23 protein-coding genes are annotated in these 26846 nt (G+C 53.8%); 4 read left to right on the top strand and 19 right to left on the bottom strand.

The genetic code is table 11. The annotated features are described in order from the left end of the window. Nucleotides 1-62: 62 nt before the first annotated feature. From NSS64_RS10945 to NSS64_RS10935, 3 genes are all read right to left on the bottom strand, one after another. Entirely contained in the window at nucleotides 63-2342 is a 2280-nt protein-coding gene (locus NSS64_RS10945; RefSeq protein WP_341140085.1) for a type IA DNA topoisomerase, read from the bottom strand. A 103-nt stretch (nucleotides 2343-2445) separates the two neighbouring features. After that, nucleotides 2446-2859 (bottom strand): hypothetical protein, encoded by a 414-nt coding sequence (locus NSS64_RS10940; RefSeq protein ID WP_341140084.1) that lies wholly within the window; start codon nucleotides 2857-2859, stop codon nucleotides 2446-2448. 64 nt (nucleotides 2860-2923) lie between these two features. Beyond that, nucleotides 2924-4654 (bottom strand): proline--tRNA ligase, encoded by a 1731-nt coding sequence (locus NSS64_RS10935; protein WP_341140083.1) that lies wholly within the window; start codon nucleotides 4652-4654, stop codon nucleotides 2924-2926. A gap of 523 nt (nucleotides 4655-5177) precedes the next feature. Between NSS64_RS10935 and NSS64_RS10930 the strand changes: the two genes are divergently transcribed. After that, complete coding sequence (locus tag NSS64_RS10930) at nucleotides 5178-7178, top strand: methyl-accepting chemotaxis protein (RefSeq protein ID WP_341140082.1); 2001 nt, start codon at nucleotides 5178-5180, stop codon at nucleotides 7176-7178. A 115-nt stretch (nucleotides 7179-7293) separates the two neighbouring features. On the opposite strand, the gene NSS64_RS10925 is transcribed toward NSS64_RS10930, so the two are convergent. The 7 genes from NSS64_RS10925 to pdhA form a co-directional block, all read right to left on the bottom strand. Further along, nucleotides 7294-8781, bottom strand: a complete 1488-nt coding sequence (locus tag NSS64_RS10925) for a glutamate synthase subunit beta (protein ID WP_340940310.1) — start codon at nucleotides 8779-8781, stop codon at nucleotides 7294-7296. A gap of 156 nt (nucleotides 8782-8937) precedes the next feature. After that, entirely contained in the window at nucleotides 8938-9429 is a 492-nt protein-coding gene (locus NSS64_RS10920; RefSeq protein WP_341140081.1) for a dihydrofolate reductase, read from the bottom strand. Continuing rightward, complete coding sequence (gene thyA, locus NSS64_RS10915; RefSeq protein ID WP_341140080.1) at nucleotides 9426-10220, bottom strand: thymidylate synthase; 795 nt, start codon at nucleotides 10218-10220, stop codon at nucleotides 9426-9428. Before thyA ends, NSS64_RS10920 begins: the two co-directional genes overlap by 4 nt. 250 nt (nucleotides 10221-10470) lie before the next feature. Next, nucleotides 10471-11883, bottom strand: coding sequence for a dihydrolipoyl dehydrogenase (lpdA, locus tag NSS64_RS10910; RefSeq protein WP_076079331.1), 1413 nt, complete (start codon nucleotides 11881-11883; stop codon nucleotides 10471-10473). Between the two features lie 3 nt (nucleotides 11884-11886). Continuing rightward, nucleotides 11887-13539 (bottom strand): 2-oxo acid dehydrogenase subunit E2, encoded by a 1653-nt coding sequence (locus NSS64_RS10905; RefSeq protein WP_340940306.1) that lies wholly within the window; start codon nucleotides 13537-13539, stop codon nucleotides 11887-11889. 106 nt (nucleotides 13540-13645) lie between these two features. Then, the gene (locus NSS64_RS10900; protein ID WP_036726449.1) at nucleotides 13646-14623 is read right to left on the bottom strand and encodes an alpha-ketoacid dehydrogenase subunit beta; all 978 of its coding nucleotides are present in this window, start codon (nucleotides 14621-14623) and stop codon (nucleotides 13646-13648) included. 15 nt (nucleotides 14624-14638) lie between these two features. Beyond that, complete coding sequence (pdhA, locus tag NSS64_RS10895; protein WP_340753349.1) at nucleotides 14639-15706, bottom strand: pyruvate dehydrogenase (acetyl-transferring) E1 component subunit alpha; 1068 nt, start codon at nucleotides 15704-15706, stop codon at nucleotides 14639-14641. A 265-nt stretch (nucleotides 15707-15971) separates the two neighbouring features. Between pdhA and NSS64_RS10890 the strand changes: the two genes are divergently transcribed. Beyond that, nucleotides 15972-16703, top strand: coding sequence for an alpha/beta hydrolase (locus NSS64_RS10890; protein WP_076079333.1), 732 nt, complete (start codon nucleotides 15972-15974; stop codon nucleotides 16701-16703). 135 nt (nucleotides 16704-16838) lie between these two features. Here the strand turns inward: NSS64_RS10890 and NSS64_RS10885 are convergent, their stop codons facing one another. Further along, nucleotides 16839-17312 (bottom strand): low molecular weight protein-tyrosine-phosphatase, encoded by a 474-nt coding sequence (locus NSS64_RS10885; RefSeq protein ID WP_341142796.1) that lies wholly within the window; start codon nucleotides 17310-17312, stop codon nucleotides 16839-16841. 165 nt (nucleotides 17313-17477) lie between these two features. On the opposite strand from NSS64_RS10885, the gene NSS64_RS10880 reads away from it, so the two are divergent. Beyond that, nucleotides 17478-18119: a thiamine diphosphokinase gene (locus tag NSS64_RS10880; protein ID WP_341142795.1), complete on the top strand. Its 642-nt coding sequence runs from the start codon at nucleotides 17478-17480 to the stop codon at nucleotides 18117-18119. 281 nt (nucleotides 18120-18400) lie between these two features. Continuing rightward, nucleotides 18401-18940, top strand: coding sequence for a C40 family peptidase (locus tag NSS64_RS10875; RefSeq protein WP_340940304.1), 540 nt, complete (start codon nucleotides 18401-18403; stop codon nucleotides 18938-18940). Nucleotides 18941-19016: 76 nt separating this feature from the next. Here NSS64_RS10875 and NSS64_RS10870 read toward each other — a convergent pair whose 3' ends face one another. The 8 genes from NSS64_RS10870 to NSS64_RS10835 all read right to left on the bottom strand — a co-directional run bounded on the left by NSS64_RS10870 (nucleotide 19017) and on the right by NSS64_RS10835 (nucleotide 26846). Next, nucleotides 19017-19775: a winged helix-turn-helix domain-containing protein gene (locus tag NSS64_RS10870; RefSeq protein WP_341140079.1), complete on the bottom strand. Its 759-nt coding sequence runs from the start codon at nucleotides 19773-19775 to the stop codon at nucleotides 19017-19019. A gap of 133 nt (nucleotides 19776-19908) precedes the next feature. Then, complete coding sequence (locus tag NSS64_RS10865) at nucleotides 19909-20214, bottom strand: Dabb family protein (protein ID WP_341140078.1); 306 nt, start codon at nucleotides 20212-20214, stop codon at nucleotides 19909-19911. Between the two features lie 16 nt (nucleotides 20215-20230). Next, complete coding sequence (locus tag NSS64_RS10860; protein WP_341140077.1) at nucleotides 20231-21274, bottom strand: ThiF family adenylyltransferase; 1044 nt, start codon at nucleotides 21272-21274, stop codon at nucleotides 20231-20233. Between the two features lie 79 nt (nucleotides 21275-21353). Further along, the gene (locus NSS64_RS10855; protein ID WP_341140076.1) at nucleotides 21354-22913 is read right to left on the bottom strand and encodes an ABC-F family ATP-binding cassette domain-containing protein; all 1560 of its coding nucleotides are present in this window, start codon (nucleotides 22911-22913) and stop codon (nucleotides 21354-21356) included. Nucleotides 22914-23058: 145 nt separating this feature from the next. Then, entirely contained in the window at nucleotides 23059-24579 is a 1521-nt protein-coding gene (locus NSS64_RS10850; RefSeq protein ID WP_341140075.1) for a serine/threonine protein kinase, read from the bottom strand. 127 nt (nucleotides 24580-24706) lie between these two features. Continuing rightward, nucleotides 24707-25744: an SAM-dependent methyltransferase gene (locus tag NSS64_RS10845; protein WP_341140074.1), complete on the bottom strand. Its 1038-nt coding sequence runs from the start codon at nucleotides 25742-25744 to the stop codon at nucleotides 24707-24709. After that, complete coding sequence (locus NSS64_RS10840) at nucleotides 25741-26523, bottom strand: ABC transporter ATP-binding protein (RefSeq protein ID WP_341140073.1); 783 nt, start codon at nucleotides 26521-26523, stop codon at nucleotides 25741-25743. Before NSS64_RS10840 ends, NSS64_RS10845 begins: the two co-directional genes overlap by 4 nt. Next, nucleotides 26523-26846 carry a thioredoxin family protein gene (locus NSS64_RS10835; RefSeq protein WP_340993191.1) on the bottom strand — a complete coding sequence of 108 codons (324 nt, stop codon included), beginning with the start codon at nucleotides 26844-26846 and terminating at the stop codon, nucleotides 26523-26525. The genes NSS64_RS10840 and NSS64_RS10835 overlap by 1 nt, the downstream gene beginning before the upstream one ends.

Genomic DNA, 26846 nt, shown 5'->3' with positions numbered 1-26846 from the left:
TCATCCTATAACAAAGCGCCCCGCCATGAAAATCTGGCCGGGGCGCTTTTGGTATTTAGGAATTATGATTCCACGGCCAGCTGGCCGGTATCCCTATTCTGCAGCACCAGCTTGCCTTCAAGCGGCGCGCCGTCTTCACCTGTCAGCTTCAGCTTCCCGGTTCGGCCCTTCTCAATCAGGGCCTTCACCTGGGTGTCGGTGAGCGTGCGTCCGTGATTCTCCTTCCAGATCACGAAGGCGCAGCCCTCCTTATAATGGGAGCAGCCGTAGCCCTTGCGGCCCATGAAGATCATACCGCCGCAGCCGGGACGCGGGCAGCTGCCGATAACCTTCGGCCCGGTATCCCCGCTCTTCCCGGCCGCGGCAGACACCGCGCTGCGCGGTTTGGCCGTTGCCGGCTTGCGTTCAGCCGCTTTGGATTCGGCGGGCTTGCGCGACCCAGCAGCCGGGCTGCGGCCCTTGCCGCCGCTGTTCAGCGAAGGTGTATCCCCTTCGAAGGAGGTCTTGGCGGCGCGCGACTGCACGCGGACCTTGTCCACAATCATCGAAGCGAACCGCTTGACGTTCTCCATGAATTGTCCGTCCGCTGCGGTGCCGCGGGCAATTTCATTGAGGCGGCGCTCCCACTGCCCGGTCATTTCCGGGGAGGTCAGCAGCTCCACGCCTGCCCCGCGGATCAGTTCAACCGCCGTCCGCCCCTTTTGGGTGATGGCGATCTTTTTCCCCTGCATCTCCACATAGCCGACATTCTTCAGCCGTTCAATCGTGGCGGCCCGGGTCGCCGGAGTGCCCAGCCCTGAATCCTTCATGGCATCGCGCAGCTCTTCGTCCTCAATCTGCTTGCCTGCGCTCTCCATCGCCTTCAGCAAGGTCCCTTCCGTGTAATGCTTTGGCGGCTGGGTGTCCTTCTCCTTCACGATCGCATCGCTGCAGAGCACTTCACCGTCTGCGTTGACCGAGAACGGCTCGTTCACCTCAAGCTCCTCTTCCTCGTCTTCCTCCTTGCCTTTGCCCTTGGCCGGTTTGGACTTGTCCTTCTTCTGGTCTGCGTAAATCACCTTCCAGCCGAGGCTGAGCAGTTCCTTGACCGTAGTCTTGAACTTCTCGGCTTCCACTTCGGTCATCACCGTATGCACCTTATATTCCGCAGCCGGGTAGAACTGGGAGAGGAAGCGGCGGACAATCAGATCGTACAGCTTAGCCTCGTCCGCACTCAGCCCGTTCGCCTTACGGTTCGTAGGCAGAATCGCATGGTGATCCTCGACCTTGGACGGATTACAAATAAACTTGTTACCTTTATGAACCAGGTTACGGTTCGCACCCTTCACCCAATCGTCGTATTGCGTACCCTGAAGGGCCGACAGCGTCTTGTGCATTTCAGGAATATTCTGCTCCGTGACATAGTTGGAGTTGGTACGCGGGTACGAGATTACCTTATGCTTCTCATACAGCGCCTGGGCGATGTCCAGTGTCTTCTTGGCGGAGAAAGCATATTTCCCGTTCGCCTCACGCTGCAGCAGCGTCAGATCGTACAGCTTATTCGGATATTCCTTGGTCTCTTTGACCTCATAGAGAACAATCCGGGCGGGCTTGCCTTTGACCTTGGCTGCAAGCGCTTCTGCCTTCGCACCCTCAGTTAACCGGTCGCCCTGCCACATTCCCTTATACGTCAGCTCATTCTGGGTGAAATGCCCTTCCACCTCAAAGAACTTCAGCGAGGAGAACGCTTCAATGGTCTTCTGACGGTCATAGATCAGCGCCAGCACAGGGGTCTGCACCCGGCCTACAGAGAGCAGCACATTATGCTTGGTGGTAAAAGCGCGCGAGCCGTTCATCCCGATCAGCCAGTCCGCCTCGCTGCGCGCCCGGGCAGCCTTGGTCAGATTCTCGTATTCCGATCCGTCCTTCAGCTCCTGGAAGCCCTTGCGGATCGTCTCCGGCGTCAGATCGGAGATCCACAGCCGCTTCACCGGCTGGTTCAGCTCCAGGTAGCGCTGGATCAGCGAGAAAATATGCTGGCCCTCACGCCCGGCATCGCAGGAGTTCACCAGCAGATCGCTGCGCTTCGCCAGTTCCCCGATCACCTTCAGCTGATCCATGGTGCGTGCATTGGGCAGCAGCTTGAACTCCTCGGGGATGATCGGCAGATCATTAATGTTCCATTTTTTATATTTATTGTCGTAGGCTTCGGGCTCTGCCAGGCCAATCAGATGCCCGATCGCCCAGGTGATGATGTACTGCTCCCCTTCCAGATAGGAACGGTAGTTTTTGGCCTTCGGTTCTATTGCGGCGGCGATATTCCGCCCCATGTCCGGTTTCTCCGCAATAATGAGTGTCTTCAACAATAATCGCTCCTTACCCTCGGTTCATTACAAAAGTTGTCCAGTAGTCTATTATACCATTCCTGGACCCCAAAATCCGCTGCTCATTATTGAGGCCTGCCGCTTAAGGGCGAAATACCGCCATCAGAATGAGCAGCGCCCCGATGATCAGGCTGAACAGCTCAAGCACATCTCCCCTGGACCAGTGCTTGCGGAAAAATACGATTGCAGGCTGGGCAAGCCCCGCGATCACATACAGAATAGCTAGCAGCAGACCAAAGGAAAGTATGGTGAAGACGGGCGCATTACTCTGCGGTCCCCCCAGGAAGGTAATCAGCACAATAAGCACGGTCAGAAAATACAGAATACACCGGAAGAAGATAATCCACGGCCCGGACTTTGCGGGTGCAGATGCAACCGGGACTTGCTGTTCCCTGGCCCGCTCTTCCAGTAGACGGCGGATCTCCTCAGGATGCTCCTTACGCATTTTCTGCATCTGTCTGGCATTGTCAAGCCTGCGCCTCAGGCGTCCAAACATGCATTTTCCTCCTCTCCAAGGCGGCATTTCATGCGGTATTCCCCTATTTTACCAGAGCTTCAATTCAAGCAAAAGCAGTATCCGGTGCGGACCTCAGACTGCTTACGCGCAGAACGGCCTCGCCAATATCAATTACTTCCTTGTTACCCGTTCTGCGGTCCATGTATTCAACCCTCTGCTCAGCGGCCAGCTTGCCGACCACCAGCGCAACCGGTATACCGATCAGTCCGGCATCCTTGAATTTGACCCCGGCCCGCTCATCACGGTCGTCCAGCAGGGTATCGATGCCCATGGCAATCAGCCGTGCATACAGGGCTTCGGCCAGCTCACGCTGCGCTGTGTCTTTGACCGACATCAGAAGAATATGAACTGTAAATGGAGCCAGACCCGGCGGCCAGATCAACCCCTGGTCATCGTTGTTCTGCTCAGCCACTGCGGCTAGCAAGCGGGAGATTCCGATGCCGTAGCAGCCCATTACCATAGACCGGGTGCGGCCGTCTGCATCCAAATAATCTGCCCCCAGCTTCTCACTATAGACCGTGCCCAGCTTGAAGACATGCCCAACCTCGATGCCCTGCTGGAAATCCAGCTCGCCTTCGCCGCACTGCGGACATCTGTCGCCGGTAACCGCATTACGGAAATCCCCCACCTGCGTCAGCGGAAAGTCCCGGCCGGGCACCACTCCACGCAGATGGTAATCCTCTTCCCCCGCGCCTGTGACTGCTTCTGTCATGGCTGCAACAGCAGCATCCACCAGGATAGGCACGGACAATCCGGCAGGACCGACATAACCGCTTCCGGTTCCGGCAGCCTCCTGCACATGCTCAGCATCAGCCAGTGTAATGTCACCGCAGCCGAGGTACTTTTGCACCTTCAGCTCATTCACCTCATGATCTCCACGGACCAGTACAGCAACTGTCTTGCCTCCGCCCGTATAGATTAATGTCTTGATGATCTCCTGCGGTCTGAGCTGACTCTCCTGCTCCAGCTGCTGAACAGTCTTCTGGGCAGGCGTATGGAATCGCTCAGGGGCAGGCGGTCCGGCACAATCTTGTCTATGCGGTACGGCCCCGCTCTGCACTTCGGCCTGCTCCAGATTTGCGGCATATCCGCACAGGGAGCACACAGTTATCGTATCCTCACCTATCTCTGACAGGGCCATGAATTCATGATTCTGGCCTTTGCCGCCAATCGCTCCGGCATTCGCCTGCACCGCCCGGTACTTCAGGCCGCAGCGGTCAAAGATCCGCTCATAAGCGCTGTACATCACCTGATAGGCCAGATCCAGGCCCTCCCAGTCGGTATCAAACGAATAGGCATCCTTCATCAGGAATTCCCTGCCCCGCAGAAGCCCTGAGCGCGGACGACGTTCATCCCGGAACTTCGTCTGAATCTGATAGACAGTCACCGGCAGCCGCCGGTAAGAGCTGATCTCTGCGCGCATTAGCGCTGTAACCACTTCCTCATGGGTCGGACCCAGCACGAACTCACGGTCGTGACGGTCCCGGAGCTTCATCAGCTCTTTGCCGTACACCTCATAACGTTCCGATTCTCTCCAGATCTCTGCCGGCTGCATCGAAGGCATGAGAACCTCCTGCGCACCGGCTGACTCCATCTCCTGGCGCACGATCTGCTCCATCCTGCGCAGCACCCGCCGTCCGAGCGGCAAATAGGTGTATACCCCGGCTGCCACCTGCCGGATATATCCGGCACGCAGCAGCAGCTGGTGGCTCCTTGTCTCTGCTTCGGCAGGAGCTTCGCGCAGAGTGGTAACTAGTAGTTTGGTTTGACGCATACAGATCAGCCTCTTTCGTCGAAAAGTGTGTACAGCTCCGGAACATTTCGCTGCCATAATGAGAACGCAAAAAAGACGCATCCGTCAGGGACGAATGCGCCGTGTTACCACCCTGTTTTAACCCCAAGACTATCCAAGCCTGCGGTCCTCTAATCCGGATAACGGCCGGTTCCGGCAGACTTATGCCCCTCTTCAGCATAAGCTGCAGCTTCCAAGGCAGGATTGGTGTCTTACGCACTCGGGGGATCTTTCAGCCGGTGAATCCCCTCTCTGCTTCCGGCGCTTACGGATACCAGGTCCTTGGTCAACGCTGTTACGTTATAAATGTTGGTTCTTAATCTATACGATATTCGAGGCCGCGTCAAGCAGGCGATGAATAGATTGTGAATGCAATTAAATATTTTACATCAAATCCTTAAGATATGAAAAGAATGTGTCGATAAACCGAATAGGAGTTGAGGTATTTAGAGAGAAACGGCTAGCTACCAGCCGATTTCCATGTACCAGAGGGGGAACCGTTACAATGTTCAAGTCAGTCAACCGCTTCACCGGCAAGCTCAGATCACGATCACTGCAAAGACAAATGATGATGCTGTTCACCATTATGCTGGTGATCCCGATCCTCTTGGTCAGTTATTTCTCCTATTCCAGTGCGAAACGGGAATTGGAGCTTAAGATGCAGAAAGCCACGCATTCCAGTGTCGATCTGGTCGCCGGGACCATCCAAGAATATGTATCCGCTGCTATGCGGAATGTAGATTTGCTCAGCCGCCAGATTGAGTCTTCCGGGCTCGATGTGAAGGCTCCCGCAACACGTGCACTCATCGATGAGTTCATGAAGGCACATCCCGAGCTGGAGATTCTTACGGCGGGTAACGAACAAGGTGCCTGGATGAAGGCCCCGGACCCCGGCAAACAGGATTATGATCCGCGTACACGGGACTGGTATAAGGCGTCCATGCAGAATGCCGGTACCACTACAATCATTGATCCCTTTGTCTCCGCAACAACCGGCAATTATACGCTGTTCATCTCCCATTCACTGGAGGATGGCAAAGGAGCTGTGACCACCAGCCTCAATCTCAAGGCAATGAGTGAAAGAATCCATACCACCCATCCAGGTGAGACCGGCTACTTCTACATTGTGGACCGTAATGATAAATTCGTCTCTTATCCCGGCAAAGCAGCAGGTGAGGATGTAGCAGATTATATAGTGAAAATGCTGGCAAACGACAGCGGGGACCTGCACTATACCAATCCGGACACGGAGATGGAGATGCAGGGTTATTATACAACGGATCCGAATACAGGGTTCAAAATTGTCGGCATCCTGCCTACCCAAGAATTCTCGGATGCCTCACAGCCCATTATCTATACAGGACTGATGGTTCTGGCTGTTGCCCTGCTTGTCGCCCTAACCCTGATGTACCTGATTGTCCGCTCCATCACGAAGCCGATCCGCAGCCTGAACCGTTCGGCACAGCGGGTAAGCGAAGGCTATCTGAATGAGCAGATACAGATGAACCGGGTGGATGAGATCGGTCAGCTGGCACAGAATTACAACCTGATGGTAGGCTCTCTGCGCGGCATCGTCTCGGATATTTCGGACACCTCGGGACAACTCGCTGCCTCCAGCCAGCAATTAAATGCCACAACCGAAGAGAACTCCAGAGCCACCGCTTACGTGGCTGAACTGGTGCAGGACTCCTCCGAGGGTGCGCAGACACAGACCTCGGCCATGGCAGAGACCTCGCGCGCGATGGAGGAAATGTCCTCCGGTATTCAAAGGATCGCCGAAGCCGCCGCCTCCATCGTCGATTCTTCCGCAAGCACTGAAGCAGATGTGCGCAGCGGCAGCCGGAAGATGGAACAGGTCAGCCAGCAAATGGATGCCATCCGGACCTCTACCCACCACTCTTCGCAGCTGATCGGGCAATTAAACGGCCTGAACGATGAGGTGTCCGCGATGAGCAGTGCGATTACGGCGATCTCCGTACAGACTAATCTCCTATCGCTGAACGCCGGCATTGAAGCGGCCCGGGCCGGAGAGCAGGGCCGGGGCTTCGCCGTCGTGGCTGCTGAGGTGCGGAAGCTGGCCGATCAATCGAAGAATACCGCCGGAGATATTCAAGATACCCTCCAGCAGATGACCCGGTTGATCGACCAGACCTATGAAGCGATCCGGCATACCGTCGCAGCTGATGTTGAGCTGGGTATTCAGGTCACCGCCGAAGCCAAGGAATCCTTCAACAGCATTGAACAGTCTACGGCCAAAATCAACAGCCAGCTGCATGACATCTCGGCTATTACCGAGCAGATGTCAGCGGGAGCGCAGGAGGTCGCCGCTTCCGTTCACGAGATCTCCGGCATCTCCCGTTCTACTTCTGACGCCTTCCAGAGTGTAACAGCAGCTACAGAGGAACAGCTCGCTTCCATGGAAGAGATCTCCGCCTCCTCTACGGAGCTGTCCAGGATGGCGGGCGATCTGCAGCTTAAGATTGAACGGTTCAAGCTGGAAGACTAGCCCCCGTGATCATGTGAGCGGTGAAGGCCATTCAATAATATAGCAGCATAATAAGAGCATAATAAAAAGCCGTCTCTCAGCAATGCTGAAGGACGGCTTTTTCGTACATATAGAATTAAGCAAGTACAGTCGAACCCATCAGGTATTTATCCACTTCACGCGCTGCTTCGCGTCCCTCGTTGATAGCCCATACCACCAGACTCTGTCCGCGGCGCATATCTCCGGCTGCGAATACTTTATCCACATTTGTGTTGAATTTGCCATAACGGGCCTTCACATTGGTACGGCGGTCCGTATCCAGCTTAAGCTCCTCAATGATATCCTGTTCCGGTCCGTCGAAGCCAATCGCAATCAGCGCCAGCTGGGCCGGATAGACAGCCTCGGTGCCCGGAACCGGCTGGTAGATCTTCCGTCCGGTCTCATCCACCATACGGCGGATCTGCACGGTGTGCAGCTCCTTCAGGTTGCCTTCATCATCACCGACAAATTTCGTCGTCATGATCGAGAATTCGCGCGGATCTTCACCGAAGACCGCCTTGGCTTCCTGCTGGGCATAATCCAGCGTATAGACATTCGGGAATTGCGGCCAAGGGTTGGCAATCGGATCACGCGTAAGCGGCGCTTTGTCATGCGTGCCGAATTGGGTAATGCTGTTGCAGCCATGGCGCAGGGAGGTCGCGACACAGTCAGAGCCGGTGTCGCCTCCGCCAAGTACGATGACATCCTTGCCTGCGGCGGATACGTAATTGCCATCCTCCAGATTGGAATTCAGATAGCTTTTGATCGTGCCGTTCAGGTAATCCATGGCATACATAACCCCTTTGAGGTCATGACCCTCCACATTGAAGCGTCTTGCCTTGGTCGCACCGCCGCAGAGAACAACGGCATCATATTCATCCACCAGTTGCTGCGCCGGAATGTCTTTGCCAATCTCAGTGTTAACCACGAACTCGATACCTTCTGCAGCCAGCAGATCGACGCGGCGCTGAACGACACGTTTGTCCAGCTTCATCGTCGGAATGCCGTACATCAGAAGGCCGCCGATCCGGTCACTGCGCTCGAAGACCGTTACCGTGTGACCCGCCTTATTCAGCTGCGCTGCTGCGGCCAGTCCTGCCGGACCGGAGCCGACAATGGCGATCCGTTTGCCTGTACGCTTCTCCGGCGGACTCGGGACTACCCAGCCCTCTTCAAAGCCCTTGTCCACAATGGCCAGCTCGATCGTCTTAATCGTAACAGGCTGTCCAATCAGACCGACGGTACAGGAGCCCTCGCAAGGTGCAGGACAGATGCTGCCGGTGAATTCAGGGAAGTTATTCGTCTTGTGCAGGCGCTCCAGCGCTTCCTTCCACAAGCCCCGGTAGACCAGGTTATTCCACTCCGGAATCAGGTTATGCACGGGACAGCCTGAAGTACCGCCGCTCATATCCATACCGGTGTGGCAATACGGTGTGCCGCAATCCATACAACGGGCACCCTGGGTCCGAAGCTCGTCCTCGGTCAGATGCTCGTGGAATTCTTCCCAATCCTTCACGCGCTGCTCGGGATCGCGGTCCCCTGGGAGCTGGCGCTTATACTCCATAAATCCAGTAGGTGTAGACATATATACGTTTCCCCCATCCGTTCTCTTCGTGTTGATGTATAGTACACCATTTCTAATTTTAATTATATTAGCATTCAATACTTTCGCACTGTAATGGACTAATCTGCTGATTATTTGTACTATTTCACATCTTGTGTCAGAGAAAACGCTTCATTGTCACTCCTTGCGGTCATACACCATAAAACGATAATCATACGGATTCTGCTCATTCTTGAGTCCCGGTGTATTGGAAACTTCCTTCCACTGGCTCCAGTCTACCTCAGGGAATCTCGTATCGCCTTCAATCTCCGCCTCTATCCGTGTAACACGCAGCTTGTCGGCATACGGCAGCATCAAGCTATAGATCTCGGCTCCGCCGATCACCATCAGCTCATCCTCCTTGCACCCCTCAGCCAGCGCCTCAGCCAGCGTATGGATGACCTCAGCCCCTTCGGGTGCGAAGCTCTTATCACGGGTCAGAATCAGGCTGGTACGGCCCTTCAGCGGCTTGCTGCCCAGCGACTCCCAGGTTTTTCGGCCCATCAGCATCCGCTTGCCGAGTGTCTCTGCTTTGAAATAAGCGAAATCCAGCGGCAAATGCCAGGGCATGTCATTATTTTTGCCAATTACGCCATTTGAGGCCATCGCCCATATCATGGTAATACTCATATAGCAACCGGTGCCTTGATTCCCGGATGATAGACATAGTCGGTAAATTCAAAATCCTCAAAGGTATAATCAAAAATACTGTCCGGTACTCTGCGGATGTTAAGCTTCGGCAGCGCATAAGGCTCCCGTGCAAGCTGTGTAGCCACTTGTTCCATATGATTTGTATATATATGCACATCTCCGCCGGACCAGATGAATTCTCCGACCTCAAGCCCCGTCTGCTGGGCCACCATATGCGTAAGCAGCGCGTAGCTGGCAATGTTAAACGGAAGCCCAAGGAACGTATCCACCGAACGCATCGTAAGCATGCAGGAAAGCTTGCCGCCTGCTACATAGAACTGAAACACGAAATGGCAGGGCGGAAGCTTCATCTGCTCGATCTCGCCTACATTCCACGCACTGACGATATGCCGCCGTGAATCGGGATTATGCTTAATCGAATCAATCACATTCGCAATCTGATCGATATGCTGCCCGTCCTTGCTCTCCCAGGCCCGCCACTGCGAACCGTATACCGGTCCCAGCTCCCCGTTCTCATCGGCCCATTCATCCCAGATCGAGACGCCATTCTCCTTCAGATACGTTGTATTGGTATCCCCTTTGAGGAACCATAGAAGCTCATGTACCACCGACTTCAGATGAATGCGCTTGGTGGTCATCAGCGGGAAGCCCTTCGACAGATCGAAGCGGAGCTGACGCCCGAAGACGGACACTGTACCTGTACCTGTCCGGTCGCTCTTAGCTGTACCGTTGTCGAGAATATCCTGCAATAAATCCAAGTAATTACGCAAGCCGTATCACACCCCACTCTCTTTTTTCTTCTATCAGTTTACCATGAGCTGACGGTCGTTGTAACTTCCCTAACGATAAAAAAACGCAAAAAAACAAACATTTATCTACCCGAATTGGGCTGGCTGCCAGCTATTTCCGAACGTTCATGACAGAGACTTCAGGCATTATCTAAAAAAGGATGTTCCCTGACCATCTGCATGGCTTCGGAAACATCCTCTTGGATTCTTACCGCATAAGCTTAAGCGGTTATTATTTCATTACGTGGATCGGGTGGCCTTCTACCAGCTCAGCCGCTTCCATAACGATCTCGCCAAGGGTTGGATGCGCATGGATGGTCAGTGCGATATCTTCAAGCGTTGCACCCATTTCAATCGCCAGACCCAGCTCAGCGATCAGGTTGGAAGCTTCGATACCGACGATTTGCGCGCCAAGCACCTGATTGTTGTCGCTCTTCGCTACAATCTTGATGAAGCCTTCAGGAGCATTCAGGGACACGGCACGGCCGTTGCCTGCGAACGGGAACTTGCCGGCCTTAACCGCATAGCCCTTATCCTTCGCTTCCTTCTCAGTCAGGCCTACGCTGGAGCATTCAGGATCTGTGAAGACTACAGCCGGCATTACCTTGTAATCCACAACCGATTTGTGTCCGGCAATGGCTTCCGCAGCAATCTTACCTTCGTAAGAAGCTTTGTGCGCCAGGGCGAGACCCGGAACGATATCGCCGATTGCGAAAATGTTAGGAATGTTAGTCCGTCCCTGATGGTCTACCTTCACCAGACCGCGGTCATCCAGCTCAACGCCGATCAGATCCAGGCCCAGCTCGCCGTCAGTATTCGGACGGCGTCCTACGGTTACCAGCAGGTATTCGGCAGTCACTTCTTTGGACTCTCCGCCTACGGAGTACTTCACAGTAACTTCCTTATCGTTCTGAACCGCAGATTCCGCTTTGGCGTTAGTCACAATTTCAATGCCGGTCTTAGCCATATTCTTGGCAACCAGACGGGTCATGTCTTTGTCGAAGCCAGGCAGAACAGTATCCAGACCTTCAATGATGGTAACCTTGGTGCCGAATTTGGAGTACATCTGACCCAGCTCCGCACCAATGTAGCCGCCGCCGATAACGATCATGCTCTTAGGGATTTCAGGCAGATCCAGCGCTTCCGTGGAGGACAGGATGCGTCCGCCGAACGGGAATGGCTTCAGTTCAATCGGACGGGAGCCCGTTGCGATAATGCAGTTATTGAACTTATAGCGCGGGGATTCATGATCATTGAACAGACGGGCTTCGTTTGTGCTGATGAACATAGCTTCTCCGCTGAATACTTCGATCTTGTTGCCCTTCATCAGGCTGGTAACGCCGGAAGTCATTTTCTTGACTACGCCGTTCTTGAAGGCCTGAGTCTTGGACCAGTCCACCTTGACGTTCTCGGCAGTAACACCGAATACTTCACCGTGCTGGGCAGCCTCGAATTGATGTGCGGCCGAGATCAGGGCCTTGGAAGGAATACAGCCGCGGTTCAAGCATACGCCGCCGAGTTCCGATTTATCTACAATGATTACCTTCTGGCCGAGCTGGGCGGCACGGATTGCCGCCACATACCCGCCGGGACCTGCACCAATTACCAATGTGTCGATTTCGATTGAAGCGTCTCCGACTACCATTAATTACACCTCCATAACTAACATATCAGGATTTGCAAGCAGGGTCTTAATGTAATTCATGAAATTCTGTGCTGTTGCGCCGTCAATAATCCGGTGGTCAAAGCTCAGGGACAGAGCCATTACAGGTGCTGCTACGATTTCGCCGTTCTTCACAACAGGCTTCTCAGTGATACGTCCGGTTCCGAGAATAGCAACTTCAGGGAAGTTGATAATCGGAGTGAAGAACATACCGCCGGCAGAGCCGATGTTGCTGATCGAGATCGTGCTGCCCTTCATTTCATTCGGAGCCAGCTTGCCGTCGCGTCCGCGTACAGCCAGATCTGTAATCGCGCTTGCGATCATCCAGATACTCTTACGGTCAGCATCCTTGATGACAGGAACGATCAGGCCGTTGTCTGTATCTGTAGCAATACCGATGTTGTAGTACTTCTTGTAGACAATTTCGTTCGTAGCTTCGTCAATCATCGCGTTAAGCGCAGGGAACTGACGGGAAGCGGCCACGAGTGCCTTCACGATGAACGGAAGATAAGTAACCTTCACGCCCTTCTTCTCTGCTACCGGCTTCATGCGGGCACGGAAGGCTACAAGCTCCGTAACATCCACTTCGTCCATGATGGTAACATGCGGTGCAGTGTAAGCCGATTTAACCATAGCATTGGCAATCGCTTTACGGATACCCTTGAATGGTACGCGTTCTTCTTCCAGGTTAGCATTGCCGGAAGCGGAAGCTGCTGGTGCAGCTGCTGCCTTAGCTTTTGGCGCTTCTGCTGCTGCCGGTGCAGATGCTGCAGGAGCCGCTGCTGGTGCTGCAGAGCCGCCCTTCAGGAAGGCTTCCACATCTTCAAGTGTGATCTTACCGTTCTTGCCGGAGCCGTTCACCTTGGAGATATCTACGCTCTTGTCACGGGCATATTTACGCACGCTTGGTGTTGCCAGCACTTCACGGTCAGGGGCTGGAGCTGCCGCCGCTGCCGGTGCAGTACCTTGGGAAGGAGCTGCTGCCTGGGCACCGGATGCTTCAGCGTGGCCGCCCTCCTGCTGAGGAACATCGCCTTCTGCAGCAATGATAGCCACAACTTCACCTACACGGCAGATCTGGCCGTCTTTGGTGAACACTTCGACTACAGTACCGTTGACTGGGGAAGGAACTTCCACCACCGCTTTATCATTCTGAACTTCCATAATGATATCGTCGTCGGTGATTTTGTCTCCAACCTTGATGTGCATCTTGATGATTTCCCCTTCATGCAGGCCTTCGCCCAGTTCAGGGAACTTGTATTCGAAGTTCGTTGCTCCGCCAGTAGCCGGGCTGCTGGTTGCCGGAGAAGAAGTAGTATCCGCTCCGCCCTTGGCTGCATCAGCTTCCTGGGAAGCCTGCTCTGCCGGATGGCCACCCTCTTGCTCAGGGATGTCGCCTTCTGCATCAATAATGGCTACAACTTCCCCTACACGGCATACTTGGCCGTCCTTGGTGAAGACTTCAAGCACTGTGCCGTTGACCGGACAAGGAACCTCTACTACCGCCTTGTCGTTCTGAACTTCCATTACGATATCGTCATCGGTTACTTTGTCGCCGGCTTTGATATGCATTTTGATAATTTCGCCTTCATGCAGACCTTCGCCCAGCTCAGGGAACCGGTACTCAAATTTTGCCACCTTGATAACCTCCTATAAATTATGTTGAGTTATTCCAACAGCTCTGTTTGGTAGAAGATAGAAACGGCTGCCGCCCTTTATACAAGGACGGCAAGGTCGTTACTTCCTAGAATTCCATGACTTTCTTAACTGCCGTGATGACACGTGCAGGGGTAGGAATCCAAGTATCTTCGATTTGAGCAAACGGGAAAATTGTATCTGGACCTGCTACACGAAGCACAGGGGCTTCCAGGTGCAGCAGAGCTTTTTCATTAATCTGGGCAATAACCTCAGCGGCTACGCCGGAGCTCTTCTGAGCTTCTTGCACAACAATCGCACGGTTAGTCTTCTTGATGGAAGCCACGATGGTGTCGATATCAATCGGGCTAACGGTACGAAGGTCGATAATTTCGACTTTGATGCCTTCTTTTTCGAGCTGGTCGGCCGCTTTGGTCGCTGTATGTACCATTAGACCGTAGGTAATGATAGATACATCCGTACCTTCGCGAACTACATTCGCTTTGCCGAGTTCAACGGTATATTCACCTTCAGGCACCTCTGCACGGAAAGCATGGTACAGGTTCAAGTGCTCCATGAAGAATACAGGGTCATTGTCGCGGATCGAAGCAATCAGCAGTCCCTTCGCATCGTATGGGTTAGAAGGAATAACTACCTTGATACCAGGACTCTGGGCAATCAGGCCTTCCAGGGAATCGGTATGCAGCTCGGCTGCCTTAACGCCGCCGCCGAATGGAGTGCGGAAGACTACAGGAGCATTGTACTTGCCCCCGGAACGCCAGCGCAGGCGCGCTGCCTGAATAACGATCTGATCAAGCGCTTCGAAGATGAACCCAACGAACTGGATCTCAGCGATCGGGCGGAAGCCCTGCACGCCAAGACCGAAAGCCAAACCGCCAATGGCGGACTCTGCCAGCGGTGTATCGAATACGCGCTCCTCGCCAAATTCCTTCTGCAGCCCTTCCGTTACACGGAATACGCCGCCAACATTACCAACGTCTTCTCCGAAGATAAGAACATTGGGGTCACGAGTCAGTTCAACGCGCATTGCGTCACGAATTGCTTCTTTCATATTCATCTGTGCCATTGCCTGATATCCCCCTTATTCAAAATCGGCTTTTTGTTCTTCAAGATGTTTCGGAGTTACCTCGAACATGCTGTCGATCAAGCCGGGAATGGTCATTTTTTCGGTCTGTTCTGCTTTCTTAATCTGCTCGTTAACCGTTGCTTTCGCTTCTTCTCTTACGCGCAGAGTGTCCTCTTCTGTCCAGAGGCCTTTCTTCTCCAGGTACTTGGCGAGACGGGCAATCGGATCTTTCTCATTCCATTGACCTTCTTCTTCCTTCGTACGGTACTTACTGGCATCATCGGACAGGGAATGCGGACGGAAACGGTAGGTTACCGCTTCGATCAGTGTGGCGCCTTCGCCTTTGCGGGCACGTTCAGCAGCCTGCTGTACAGCAGAGATTACTGCAAAGACGTCCATACCGTCGATCTTGATTCCGGGAATCCCTGCGGCAACCGCCTTGTGGGCAATGGATTTCGCTGCTGTCTGCTTCGAGAACGGAGTAGTGATGGCATAGCCGTTGTTCTGAACGAAGAAGATCACCGGCAGCTTATATACTCCTGCATAGTTAAGGCCTTCGTAGAAGTCGCCTTCAGACGAACCGCCGTCACCGGTATATGTGATTGCAACGTTCTGCTGTTTCTTCAATTTGAAGCCCATAGCAATACCGGTAGCATGAAGGATCTGTGCTCCGATAATGATCTGAGGCATCAGTACATTCACGCCATCAGGAATCTGTCCGCCATGCTGATGTCCGCGGGAATACAGGAACGCCTGATATAACGGAAGGCCATGCCATACGAGCTGTGGAATATCACGGTAGCCCGGGCAGACGAAATCTTCCTTCTGCAAAGCGTACTCGCTGCCGATCATTGTAGCTTCCTGTCCGGATACCGGAGCGTAGAAGCCTAGACGGCCTTGACGGCCCAAGTTAACAGCACGGTCATCCCAGGTACGGGTAAATACCATACGGTACATAATTTCTTTCAGTTGGTCATCAGTAAGGTCAGGCATCATTTCCTTGTTGATAATTTCTCCATCCGGGGAAAGAACCGTAAGGGCTTCAACGTCCTCTGTATACACTTCATAAGGAACTCTAGTCATTATCTTCACCTCAATAAAAAAATTTGAATATCAGTGGTCTCTGTTATAGAATTATTATACACCTGTTGTATCTGTTTCGTCAAAGAAATACGCATAAAATTTATGTTTCCATAAATTTTGTATGTATAACAGGCGTTCAAATATCCTATAACAGATTAAAGGATATTTATCAAGTAAATGATATATCCCACATTTGCCGCTTGGCTAATTTTAACGCAACACTAAGTCTTAAGCAAAATTCGACATGAAGGGTGACGATTTGACAATGAGCGAACCTGTTTTTCTGAAACGTACAATTGTAAAACAAACACTGTGGAGCGAACACCTGCAGGAAGAGCGCAAGCTGCGTATCTATCTTCCCCCCGGATATAATGAAGTACTCAGCTATCCCGTCGTCTACTGCCAGGACGGTGAAGAATTCTTCAACTTCGGCCGGATTGCCACCTTGGCTGGTCAGCTGATTCTGGAGCAGGATGTGGAACCCTTCATTATAGTGGGCGTCGAAGTGAACGTGGCAGTCCGCACCGCTGAATACGCACCGTTCGGCAGCCGCTTCAAGCAGTACCTTGCATGCTTCGCCGAAGAGATTATTCCCTTCATTGAACATAATTATCCTGTCCGGCGCACACCGGAGGAGCGGATCGTAGCCGGTGATTCCCTGGGCGGAAGTGTCTCCCTCCACCTGGCGCTGGCGTATCCGGGATTATTCAGCCGTGTGCTCAGCCTATCCGGCGCTTACTATCCCGAGACCCGCGAGCTGCTATCCCAAGAGGAGGATCTCTCCTGGCTTCAGATCAATATGGTTGTAGGGCTTCAAGAGCGCGACTACAAGACCGATACCGGCGTCTATGATTTCGTGGAGATGAACCGGGAGACCAAGGCTATGCTTGAAGCCAAGGGGGCCACGGTGTCCTACCGCGAGAAGGACGGCCAGCATCTTTGGGGTTTTTGGCAAAAAGAGCTCCCGGAATCATTACTCTATTTCTTCAGCTCCTGAAACAGCAAATAGAACCCCAAAAGTGAACATCTTACGAACTTATGTATGCAGCACGATTGACTGCGCTTTCATCACGAATCGGACATACGGTGCCGTTCCTTAAATCATAAGGACGGCAACCGGTCCGGCTGTACACTATGCCTGCTGTATCTTCTCCTGAATAATCCGTTCCAGCAGCACATCACAACCGGCGTTGATTAAATCATAGACCTGCTCGAAATTACCGGTGAAATACGGGTCAGGCACTTCACGCAGCTCCTCATCCGGCAACAGATCCATGAAGAACAACAGCTTGGACTGCTCACCGCCGGGAATTTTGCGCACATTCTCCCCGTTGGACTTGTCCATGCAGATGATATATTCGAATCTCTCGAAATCCTCACTGGCTACCAGCCTTGCTCTCATATGCTCATAGCTGATGCCATGCAGATCAAGGATACGCCTTGTCCCTTCATGCGGCGCTTTCCCGATATGCCAGTCTCCCGTTCCTGCAGAATCCACTGTAATCTGATCCGCAAGCTTACGCTGTTCAATCTTGCTGCGCAGCACAGCTTCCGCCATCGGCGAACGGCAAATATTCCCCAGACATACAAACAACACATTAACGATCCCTCTCACCTCCTGCGCTCAAGCACTCCTAATCATCCGTAAGGGATGGTGCGGCGAACCGCACTAACCCTATTTTAGCGTCAGCGGGGCAATTGTACAACTTTTGAAACTGCTATATACTGTTCAGGATGATGAACTTAATTGAACAACAAGGAGGGGGAGCTATTGCCATCCGGGCGTATTGTAATTGTTGCAGGCGGTGAACTGACCGCAGAATGCCTGCGCTTATTAGATGAAGAGGATTATATTATCGGTGCTGACCGGGGAGCGCTGTTCCTGATTGATCATGGCTTCACCCCCCAGCTTGCCGTTGGTGATTTCGATTCTGTCTCTCCTGAGGCACTGGGGCGGATTCAGGCGGGAAGCAAGGAGACTATAAGCTGTGATCCGGTCAACAAAGACCTCACCGACAGTGAAATGGCCCTGGATCTTGCCCTGAACCTCCAGCCGCAGTCTATTCTGATGATCGGGGTAACGGGTACGCGCATGGACCATACGCTGGCCAGCATTCAAATGATGACAAGAGCACTGCAACGGCAGGTAGCCTGCTCTATTATGGATGCGAACAACTACATTACGCTTACCGGCTCTCAGGCGGTTGTAGAGGAACGGGGGTATTCCTATGTCTCCTTGCTGCCTCTGACTCCCGAGGTAACGGGCATCACCCTTCAGGGCTTCCAATATCCTCTGGAGAACGCCACCCTCAAGTTAGGGCAATCCCTGGCCGTGAGCAATGTGCTGCTGGAGCAGAGCGGGACCGTTCAGATTGAGAGCGGACTTCTGCTGATTATTCAGAGCAAGGACTGAATACATAGATTTCTGGAGACATCGCTGTAACCTTTGTTTCAAAATCGAAAAGCCGGGATTCTCCTTGATGCTCAAGGGATTCCCGGCTTTTTTTGTTGAGCAAAATAGCTAAATATTAATATTTTGTAACTTTTAATGCGATTTTAATAAAACGCTTACATTGTATATCCCGCCTGCATTTAGCCCATCTCTTCCATAATTTAGGCCTGTCATAACCTGCTATACTACGAATCAGACGAACGAAACTACTAGAATTCATTACAACCTTGGAGGTATACAACATGAATAAGCAACAATGGTTCAAGCAAGCAATGACAATCGGTCTGTGCACAACAATCGGGTTCAGCGCCTTACTCGCAACCGGAGCAGGAACAGCCCCTGCTGCCGCTTCAGCTGTATCCGCCGATTCTGTAAGTGCCGATTCCGTATCCGCATCTTCCACCGGCTCCAAAGTGGTCAGCTTCGGTAAAAAGTATCTGGGGACGCGTTACCAGTTCGGTGCCTCCACTTCAACTACACGTTATTTTGACTGCTCCTCCTTTACTCAATTTATCTTCAAAAAATATGGTGTGGATCTGCCCCGTACGTCCGTAGCCCAATCTAAAATGGGTAAATCGGTCAGCAAAGCCAATCTGCGTGTCGGCGATCTGGTGTTCTTCTCCAGCGGAAGCCGGGCCAACGGCAAGAACGTAACCCATGTAGCGGTATATGCCGGCAATGGCAAGATCCTGCACACTTACGGCTCACCCGGCGTGACCATTTCCGATCTGAATTCGGGCAACTGGAAAAAAACCTACCTGAAATCACGCCGCGTACTATAACAGCGGAAAGCTTAATTGTAGCTTGTACCAAGAGAGTACAAGTTCTAATAGCCGGAGAGCTGCTTCGCAGCGGCCGTCAGCTTGTGGCCCCGCTCTCCGGTGCCCGCAGTACATATCCGGTTCCACGCACCGTATGAATCAGTTTATTCCGGCGGCCTTTATCCACCTTCAGTCGCAGATGCCGGATGTAGACATCCACCACATTGGTGTCCGCATGAAAATGATACCCCCATACCTGCTGTAATATCTCAGCACGGGGACAGACTTCACCCAGATGCTCTGCCAGATAATACAGCAGATCGAATTCCTTGGGGGTCATCTTCAGCTCGGCTCCATCCCGGCTGACCTGCCGGCGCCCGGGATCGAGGAGCAATCCGTCCACCTTAAGCAGCGAGGCCGTATCTCTGCGGCGGCCTGTCAGCTTAAGTAAATTCAATATTCTGCATTTGAACTCACCGGTATGTACAGGCTTCTCCATGTATTCATTGCCTCCGGCATCGAATACGGAGACAGCCGCTTCCCCCTTCACTTCAGGTGCCCCCCCGGATATGACCATCACCGGCAGAATCATCCCCTCCTTCCGCGCCTCCGAGACAGCTTCCCAGCCCGCCCAGCCTCCGGGTTCCTCCAGCTCCGCGAGCAGAAGCACAGGCTCACCGCCTGAGAGCAATAAGCGAAGACTATCCAGATCTTCGCTTATTGCTGTTCTTATACCAAGGCTATGGATGGCCTCCTCTAGCCCGATATGGCCGGCAGCCCTATCCTCTCTGTCTGCATCAGCTTCATGGCTATCCGGGCGCGGACCGGGTATATACCATGCTAACTTTTCATTCACCGGGATAGTCCCCCTGTACCAGTCTTGCACCGGCTATGCCGCTGCAGATGATACCTAGAATTCCCGCAAAACAAAGAGACCATTCGGGGGAATGGTCTCTTTGCGGTACTAATCGTGTGAAGCCTATAATTTCTTATATTTGTACGAAATCGATCTCCTGGAATGACGCTACCTGGGTGTCCCAGCGCTCTGCTACAAAAGCCTGGTGCGCCGGATGACTATTGTAAGCATCATAAGCCGCCTGATCGGCGAACTCCATCGAGAAGCCGTACTGATGCTCACACTTGGCGCTGACCTGACGCAGCACCTCGAAATTCTTCACCACCGGAATCCCGCTAAGAATCTCAGCTCCATCCCGCAGGAAAGCTCTGGTCTCCTCCGAATCCGGGGCAGATTTCAGTGTGAATACAGCCATATGACGGATCGTTCCTTTGTTCATTACGTTTCTCCTCCATTCAACCGAAATACCGGTGATAATAGCTGCGGGCGGCAGCGATATCACTGGTTCCATGTATTAAGGCTCTCCCGTCTGCGAACACAACCATCCGGTACGGCTCCTCTGTAAAAGAAAGCAGATACGGGTTGCGCTCCACCTTGCCGCTGCCGAGCCTGGACAGGCGGGCAGCCGTCTCCTCCAAGTCAAGACTTCTGCGGTGTGCCGGACGGATCTGCACCGTATCCCTGCCGCACAGCACGTCGCTGCGCTCTGTATTAGAGGCTGACAGATACGGATAGCTCCGTGATTCACCGCATGAGGGACAGTCGTTCTTCTTCGCCGCCCTCACGCCAATCTCCTGCTGCTCGTTATGCCAGATATCGAAGGTCAACAGCTTGCCGCGCAGCTTGTCCTTGAACCCGCCGAGCAGCTTCAGCGCCTCAGCCGTTCCGTTCGTGGTCACCATCTGCACTGCTTGCGGAAGAATGCCGGCTGTGTCGCAGGTATCCCCGCCCAGCGGAATCGTGCCCAGCAGACAATTCAGACAGGGGGTTTCACCCGGCAGAATCGTATACGTAATGCCGTAACTGCCGACACAGGCTCCATAGATCCAGGGAATGCCGTGCTTTTGCGCCAGGTCGTTGATAATCAGCCGGGTATCGAAATTATCGGTCCCGTCCATAATCAGATCCACGCCGGGAAGCAGGCTCTCCAGCTCCTCTGCACGTACATCCAGCACATGAGCCTCGATCACAATCTCCGAATTGACCGCCATCAGCCGGGTACGGGCTGCAGCCGCCTTGGGCGTGCGCACACGGGCATCATCTTCCGTATACAACTGCTGGCGTTGCAGGTTACTCCATTCCACATAGTCACGGTCAACAAGGATAAGCCGCCCAACCCCGCAGCGGGCCAAAGTCTCGGCGATGCCTGTTCCCAGCGCCCCCATGCCAACAACCAGCACACAGGAACGTCCCAGTCCCTGCTGTCCTGCTGCGCCGAACGGCGCGAAGCGGACCTGTCTTGAATATCTGCCAACCGGCGTGTTTTGATCAGGACCCATCTCTGAACAGCCCCCTATGTATGTAGGTTTTTGGTAAAAAACCGGGAAAAGCGCAGACCTCCACTTTTCCCGGACTCCATTAGTATACGGTCTGCGCGGACCACTGCTCCACATTCCAGACCTTCGTCACCCATTCCTCGTAAAACTCCGGTTCATGGGACACCAGCAGAATCGTTCCCTTGTATTCCATAAGCGCCCGCTTCAGCTCAGCCTTGGCTACAATATCAAGGTGATTCGTAGGCTCATCGAACAGAATCCAGTTGCTCTCACGCATCATCAGCTTGCACAAGCGGACCTTAGCCTGCTCGCCGCCGCTCAGCATGTTCATCGGACGGGTGATATGCTCGTTTTTGAGACCGCAGCGGGCCAGATGGCCGCGCACTTCATTCTGGGTCAGACCGGAGAATTCATTCCATACGTCTTCAATCGGCGTGATGTTCTCTGCTTTCAGCTCCTGCTGGAAATAGGCTGAACTCAGGTAGTCTCCCAGGTAGGTTTTGCCGCTGTACGTAGGGATGACACCCAGGATGGTTTTGAGCAGCGTCGATTTGCCGACCCCGTTGTAACCGACAATCGCAATCTTGTCCCCGCGTTCTATGATCATATTCAGCTTGCTTGGCAGCAGCGGACGGTCATACCCAATCTCGAAATCAACGCCCTCGAACACCGTCTTTCCGCTGGCCCGGCTCTCCTTGAACTGGAACACAGGCTTCATCGCCTCTTCCGGCTTATCAATCCGCTCCATCCGTCCAAGCTGCTTCTCCCGGCTCTTGGCCCGGCCTGAGGTGGAGGCACGCGCTTTATTGCGCTGGATGAAGTCCTCCTGCTTTTTGATGAAATCCTGCTGCTTCTCGTACGCATCAATATGCTGGGCCTTGTTCATCCCCGCCATCTCCAGGAATTTCTCGTAATTGGCCGTATAGCGGGTCAGCTTCGAGAACTCCAGATGATAGATCACATCGACCACTTTGTTCATGAATTCCGTATCATGGGAGATCAGCATGAACGCATACGGATATTGCTTCAGATAATTCGTCAGCCAGTCAATATGCTCCACATCGAGATAGTTGGTAGGCTCATCGAGCAGCAGTACATTCGGTTTCTCCAGCAGCAGCTTCGCCAGCAGAACCTTGGTCCGCTGTCCCCCGCTCAGGGAAGTGACATCCCGGTCCAGACCGATCGCCGTCAGGCCCAGTCCGTTCGCCATCTCTTCAACCTTCACATCGATGAGGTAAAAGTCGCCGATATCAAGCTGCTCCTGAATATCGCCCATTTGCTCAAGCAGCAGGTCCAGCTCCTCGGGACTCGCCTCCCCCATCTTATCGGTAATCGCCAGCAGCTCATGCTCCAGCTCCAGCAGCGGCAGAAAGGCATCTTTAAGTACATCGCGCACGGTTTTACCGGCGGTAAGCAGGGTGTGCTGATCCAGATATCCGTAACGGACCCGCGGCGTCCACTCCACCTTGCCGTTGTCCTTCAATAATTTGCCGGTCAAAATATTCATCAGCGTCGATTTGCCCACGCCGTTCGCACCCACGATTCCCACATGCTCTCCATCCAGCAGACGGAAGGAGACATCCTTGAACAACACCCGGTCCCCGAAATTATGGGAAACGTCTTCCACACTAAGTAAACTCATAAATTCTCTGCAAGCTCCATTCTATATTGTAAATACCAAGAGGTTCAATCATTATAGATATCGCTCCATTTTAGCACACCTGCACCCTGCACTGAAATAGAAATAAAGCCCGATTTCTGAAAAACTGTCAAAAATCTCTGAGCATTCAGCACTTTTTCTGAAACAATCTAATATTCTTTGCAGGAAAACGGGCACCCTTAAGCGGTCCAATCAGCCCCCTAATGGCCTGAACCAGCTTTCCTTTACTCTGAAAAGGGTCCTGCTGAAGCGGCAGGCTGTATACGCTCGCAGGTTCAAGCAGGGAGGCCAGCAGCGCTACAGTATGCTCCCCGGCCAGCGGCAGGCAGATCCGCCATTCCGGCCGGGGAATCAGGCCTCTGCGGCGCAGCCAGTGCAGGGTATCCTCCAGCCGCCAATCCGCAGCGGAGGCAATCAACAACGGGAAGCTGCTGCCTGTGAACGCTTCCAGCGCCCCCTCACCGCCGCCGGTTCCAAGATCCATGACGATGTAAGCATAGGCTTGCTCCGGCACCTGCGGGAGTCCCTCCGAAGGGAGCAGCCTCCAGTAGTCCACTCCCATCCAGTTGAACGGTTGCACCTGTGTCCCCTGAACACCGTTTATTTCAGGGCTCCCCGCCATTTCCTTCATGCGGTTAAATACCTGCGAACCGGGATTACAATCTACCCATGCCGTCCGTCCGGAGGACGACAGGCAGCGGCTGACAGCAAGCGAGGTATGCGTGGTCCCAATCCCGGGGGACACTCCTAATACTGCCACTACCACAGGCGATTGCTGCGAGTGTAGGTCATCCGCAGCCTTGCGTATGTTCGTCCGCTCATGTCTAGCTTCCCCCGCACCGCCAATCTTCAGCTGCTGGAGGACCCTCCTTACCTCCTCAGCACTGCCATACCGTTCCTCCGGGTGATGCCGCAGCAGCCGTCTGATGACCGGAATCATCCGGTCCGGGAGCTGACCCTGCAGCTTCCGCTCCATCCCGGGCTGCCAGGCGCTGAACTCCCCGCCGGAGGCCATATACAGCAGCAGCGCGCCAAGCCCGTACAGGTCCGACACCGGGCAGCTCTGCCCGCCGCCGTATTGCTCCGGGGCTGCGAACCCGGCTGTTCCAAGCTTCTCCGTGTCCTCACCGGAGCCGCCTCTCAGCCTGCGCGCAATCCCGAAGTCAATGAGCTTCAGCTCATGCTCTCCAGTCAGCATGATATTCGAAGGCTTGAGATCCCGGTAGACGATCGGCGGCTCATGGCTGTGCAAATAATGCAGCACCTCCAGCAGCTGCCGCGCATAGCTTAGGATTCGCTCGCCCGTCATTGAAGTAGACTGCTCTGCCATATACTGATGCAGGGTGATGCCCTCAATATAATCCATCACCAGATAGGTGTAGCCGTCAGCGTCCGGCGGAAAGAAATCCGCAATCTGCGGGAGCAGCGGATGACGTAGCGAGATTAACAGCTCCGCTTCCGCCTGAATGGCGCCCGCACCATAACTCCCCTCCCGGATGACGCTCTCTTTAATGGCCCGCAGCATACCCGGCAGCCGCATATCCTCCGCCAGATATACCCGGCTCATTCCGCCTGTCCCGATCAACCCGGTTACATAATAACGCCCTCCCAGAATCTGTCCGGGACTTAACTTTCCTGTGAATTCCATCTCTTCCCCGCCTGTTCATATAGAATGTTGTATAACGCAAAAAAAGCCCCCACTGCCCGCACCGGAACCGGCAAGAAGCCGGAGGTGCAGACTGCGGGATGCTTTCCCATAATCCTGCAAATATGAATTAATACTTAATCATATAAAGTGTAATCTCGTCCCGGTTGTGGAACAGCTGCTTCGCACGCTGGACCTGCATCCGCTGGCCTTCAAACATGGTGATGATCTCCTTGATCACCGCCATGGGCTTCTTGTGCATCAGCTTCACGGTAACAATCGCGCTGCCGCCCGGTGTCAGGCTATGCAGCAGCTCAGTGACCAGCTTCGCCATCAGCTTGGGGCTCCAGCTCATATCGCAGACCAGCAGGTCAAATTCGTTCTCACGGAATTTGACCTCTCCGGCATTTTTGCGCAGAATCTTGAGTGCCGGATTCTTACGTAAGGACTCGTGCATCAGCGCCGGATCAACAGCAGTAACCTTGAGACCGCGCTCCAGCAGGAACGAAGTCCAGCCGCCCGGAGAAGCGCCGATATCGACCGCATTCTTGAAGCTGTAGAACGGAATGGCGAATTCCTTCTCCGCCTCCATCAGCTTGAATTTGGCCCGTGAGATCTGTCCGTCCTCCTTGCGGAAGCGGATCATGCCGCCATTCCAGCTGGACAGGTTCGCCTCCGGCCGGGATACCCCGGCATACAGCGCGTCACCGTCCGCATAGATGGAGATCACCCAAGCGGGCTCCTGCACGGTGAACTCGGCGTCCAGGCTGTCAAGCCTGCCCTGCAGCCATTCACGCAGCTCGCCGGGACTCTGCTCCCAGAAGGAGGACGGGCCTTTGCGGACATGCAGCGACACCTTCTCGCCTTGCAGCTCCGTACGACGGCTTAAGTATACCGCCAGCCGTTCCAGAGCCGGCAGATCGCCGGTGTCCTGGAAATCTACTGGCTGAATGTGGCGCAGGAAGACCGGCAGGTTCTGTGCCAGCCGCTGCGCTACCTCCTCCGGCTCCGCCTCAAGCGTGGCCAGGAAGATTTCTCCAGGCAGCAGCAAGGTGCTTTTCACCGCTCCGAACAGGCGTCTTAGCTCCTCCTGTGCATAGGGGGCGAAGCCATGATTCGCCGTGCAGATATATCTTGAAATACTCTTGTCTTCCGTAACATCGTTCAAATCGCTTTGCCTCCAGAACTTATTTTTATCCAGGGACGTCCGTTATCCCATTCAACCTTGACCGGAAGATCATAGGTAGCCATCAGCATCTCCTGCGTCAGCACCTCATCCTTGGGACCGGCTCCTGCCAGCTTCCCGTCACGGATCAGCGCCACGTGAGTGAAGAGCGGAACAATCTCCTCCACATGATGGGTAACATACACCACTCCAACATTATGCTGCCGCAGCTTGTCGATCTCGGCGAGCATTTTCTCCCGTTCATATAAATCAAGACCGGCGCAAGGCTCGTCCATAATCAGCAGCTTAGGCTCTGCGATCAGGCAGCGGGCCAGCATAGCCTTCTTGCGCTCCCCCTGGGATAACAAGCCGAACGGATGATAAGCCAGTTCACCGAGGTTCATCTCCTCCAGAAGTTTAAGCGACCGGTCCTTCACACTTTGCGGAATCTCCTGGTAGAAGCGTAAATACGCATAGGCACCAGTAGCTACAACCTCCCAGACCGGGTCGGTTAGCGAGAGCTTTTCCATCAGGGACGGGCCGATATAACCGATTCTCTTGCGCACCTCGCGCAGATCACATTGACCATACTTGTACCCCAGCACTTCAACAGAGCCCTTACTGGGGAACAGGTAGCCGGTCATCATTTCCAGCAGGGTGGTTTTGCCGGAGCCGTTACGCCCGAGAATGACCCAGTTCTCCCCCGGCTTCATATCCAGCGATACATCGTCAAGAATCAGGCTCTCCTCCCTGCGCAGGGACAGATGTTGTAATGATATCATTATAATGTCACTCTCCTTATGTATGCCAGCACCCGTTCAACAGAGTGAATGGAATAGATGATGTCAGGTTCAGCGCTGCGGTCAGCAGATACGGCCAACAGAGCGGGCACACTTGAGATTTGATAGGTGTTCACCAGATCAGGGAGCCTATTGACATTCCCCTCAGCAATCAAAAGGCCAGGCGGAAGCAGATGCTCCGCCACCTCAATCATCCGCCGGGCTGCCTTACAGGTTCCGCATAGCGGGGTATGCAGGAACAGGACGAGCGGCTCGCCCTTCGTGGCCAGCAGCTCCAGCAGCTCCGGCTGATTCATTTCCTTCAT

Source organism: Paenibacillus sp. FSL H8-0122 (assembly GCF_038005345.1).
In the GTDB taxonomy this organism is placed as follows: Bacteria; Bacillota; Bacilli; order Paenibacillales; family Paenibacillaceae; genus Paenibacillus_AQ.
Note: the sequence above shows the minus strand (reverse complement) of the source record. Positions and strands in the feature narration are given on the sequence as shown.